The organism is Rathayibacter sp. AY1D9 (genome assembly GCF_002932395.1).
GTDB lineage: Bacteria > Actinomycetota > Actinomycetes > Actinomycetales > Microbacteriaceae > Rathayibacter.
In genome coordinates this window covers 1-2,560 of sequence record NZ_PSVQ01000071.1, presented here as the reverse complement: position 1 = coordinate 2,560, position 2,560 = coordinate 1, and the positions used below count along the sequence as shown (strand labels likewise).

The following is a 2,560-nucleotide window of genomic DNA, read 5'->3' as shown; positions in this document are numbered from 1 at the left end:
CCCTCGACCTCGCCTTCTCGACCGCGCGCTCCGGTCGCGCGCAGCTGATCGTGGCCAACGACCCGGACGCCGACCGCTTCGCCGCCGCCGTGCCCGACGCCTCCGCCCCTGAGGGCTTCCGGCGCCTCACCGGCAACGAGGTCGGAGCGCTGCTCGGCTGGCGCGCCGCCGAGCAGGCCCGCCGCGAGGGCCGCACCGGAGGAGCGCTCGCCTGCTCGATCGTGTCCTCCCCCGCCCTCGGTGCCGTGGCGGCCGACTACGGCCTCGACTTCGCCGAGACGCTCACGGGCTTCAAGTGGATCTCGCGCGTCCCCGACCTCGTCTTCGGCTACGAGGAGGCACTCGGCTACCTGGTGAACCCCGGGACGGTCCGCGACAAGGACGGCGTCTCGGCCGCGCTCGCCTTCCTCTCCCTCGCGAGCGCGCTCGCCGCCGAGGAGCGCACGATCGACGACGAGCTGGAGTCGTTCGCCGAGCGGTTCGGGCTCTTCGGATCGGAGCAGATCTCGCTCCGCGTCACCGACCTCTCCGAGATCGGCCGGATCATGGCCGGAATGCGCGCGACGCCTCCGACCGCGATCGGCGGGCTCGCCGTCGAGCGGAGCGAGGACCTGCTCGCCGAGGGCGGCGCGCTGCCCCCGACCGACGCGCTCCGCTTCTCCCTGGACGGTGCCCGTCTCATCGCGCGCCCGAGCGGCACGGAGCCGAAGGTCAAGCTCTACCTCGACGCCTGGTCGCACGACTCCGACGCCGACGCCCGCCGGTCGGCCGTCTCGTCCCGCCTCGCCGCCCTGCGCACCGGCGTCGCGGAGCTCCTCGCGTAGGTCCCCCTCCGGTCAGCGGGGCGCGCGGACACCGATCCGCTCGCCCCGCTTCCAGAGCCACTCCACCGGACCGAGCTCGAACCGGCGCAGCCACAGGTGCGCCGCGAGCACGACGACCGCCGCGATGAGCAGGAACGCTCCGACGGTCGCCGGGACGCGCCACTGCGCGGCGGTCACCGCCAGCCCGAGTCCCCAGCCGTAGAAGAGGGCGCCGCCGAGCAGGTTCTGCAGGAGGTAGGCGCTCAGGGCGACCCGGCCGACCTCCCGCGCCCGGCGTGCCGCCCAGCCCTCGGCGCCCCGGCGGAGGCAGGCCTCGGCGAGGGCCGCGAGCAGGCCGAGCCCGACCAGGGGCGCGACGAGGTAGCGCTCGGCGAGCAGACCGGCGGCGCTCCCCCCGACGCCCAGCGCGAGGTCGACGGGGAGGGCGAGGGCGCCGAGGACCATCATGCGACGGCGGAGTGACGCGCCCTCGGCGGCGAGGACCCCCGCCCGATGGAGGCGCGCGCCGAGGAGGAACATCGCGAGGCTGAGGAGCCCGATGAGCACCGGCTCCGCACGGAAGACGCCCGCGTTCTGCAGCCGGAAGAGGGCGAGGCCGAGGAACGACGCGTCCGCGTAGGGGCTCCGGCCGGTCGGCCCCTGTCCGGCACCGTCCGGACTCACCGCCACGAGCGCCACGAGCGCCGAGATCAGGACGACGTGCAGAGCGCCGCAGACGAGGATCACGCGGCGCTGCGTCGTCGGCCGGGTGAGCAGCAGCCAGGCGACGACCGCTCCGGTGACGGCGTATCCCATGAGGACGTCGAACTCCGCGATCAGCACGTAGTTGACCGCGCCGTCCAGGAGGAGGAGCGTCGCGCGCCAGAGGTAGCGGCCCGGCCAGCGCGTCCCGCGCCGGACCGCGGAGGCGTGCTGGATCGCGAGGCCCACCCCGAAGGCGAGGGAGAGGAGGGCGAGGAACTTGCCCTGCGCCAGCGCCATCAGCAGGAGCTGCGCAGTCCCGGCGGAGGAGGAGGTCTCCGGCGTCACCGGGACGGAGAGCAGTCCGAGCATCCCCCAGGGGTGGGAGAAGATCCAGATGTTCGTGCCGAGGGTCCCGATGATCGCGACACCGCGGACGACGTCCAGGGTCGCGATTCGGCGGCCGGCTCCGGCACGGGGTGGCAATACGGTCGTATTGGTCATGTCCGAGAGCGTAGCCTGCTCGAGCAGTCGAACGAGAGGGACGCCATGCCGGATCGGCGCGAGAGCAGGAGCGACATCCTCTCGGCGGTCGTCGCCGTCCTCTCGACCCGCGGGGCGGAGCACCTCAGCATCCGCACCGTCGCGGCCGAGGCCGGCGTCTCGGTGGGGGCCGTCCAGCACCACTTCCCGACGAAGCAGGCGCTGCTGGCCGGCGCGATGGCCCGGGTCGAGGAGCGCTTCCGCGAGCGGATGCGGAGCCGCCTGGAGGCCGAACCCTCGGCCGAGGTGCGGCTGCGCGTCTTCTGCGACGAGATCGCGTGCGTCGCGGACGAGGACGTGCCCGACGCGATCGTGTGGACCGCCTTCGCCTCCCGCGCCGGCACCGATCCGGAGATCCGCGCGATCCACACCGCCGGCTGGTCGCGCACGGAGGACGTCGTCCTGGAGCTGCTGCGCGCCGCGCATCCCGCGGCGTCGTTCGGCGCCGACGACGCCGCGCTGCTCCTCGCGGTCCTCGACGGCATCGCGGTCTCCCGCGCGGCCGAGCGGCC

General features: G+C 74.4%; 2 protein-coding genes and 1 pseudogene. 2 read left to right on the top strand and 1 reads right to left on the bottom strand.

Translation table 11 applies throughout. The features are described 5' to 3' along the window. A pseudogene (locus C5C50_RS16505) lies at positions 1-824 on the top strand (phospho-sugar mutase); the annotation flags it as partial. Between the two features lie 12 nt (positions 825-836). On the opposite strand, the gene C5C50_RS16500 reads toward C5C50_RS16505, so the two are convergent. After that, positions 837-2,009 carry a DUF418 domain-containing protein gene (locus C5C50_RS16500; RefSeq protein WP_104246686.1) on the bottom strand — a complete coding sequence of 391 codons (1,173 nt, stop codon included), beginning with the start codon at positions 2,007-2,009 and terminating at the stop codon, positions 837-839. A 45-nt stretch (positions 2,010-2,054) separates the two neighbouring features. Here C5C50_RS16500 and C5C50_RS16495 point away from each other — a divergent pair. Continuing rightward, a partial coding sequence (locus C5C50_RS16495) for a TetR/AcrR family transcriptional regulator (protein WP_104273944.1) occupies positions 2,055-2,560 on the top strand: 506 nt, incomplete at its 3' end.

What these genes read in the sequence shown, in the direction of transcription:
- C5C50_RS16500 (WP_104246686.1), bottom strand. Translation starts at nt 2,009, where the DNA reads ATGACCAATACGACCGTATTGCCACCCCGTGCCGGAGCCGGCCGCCGA.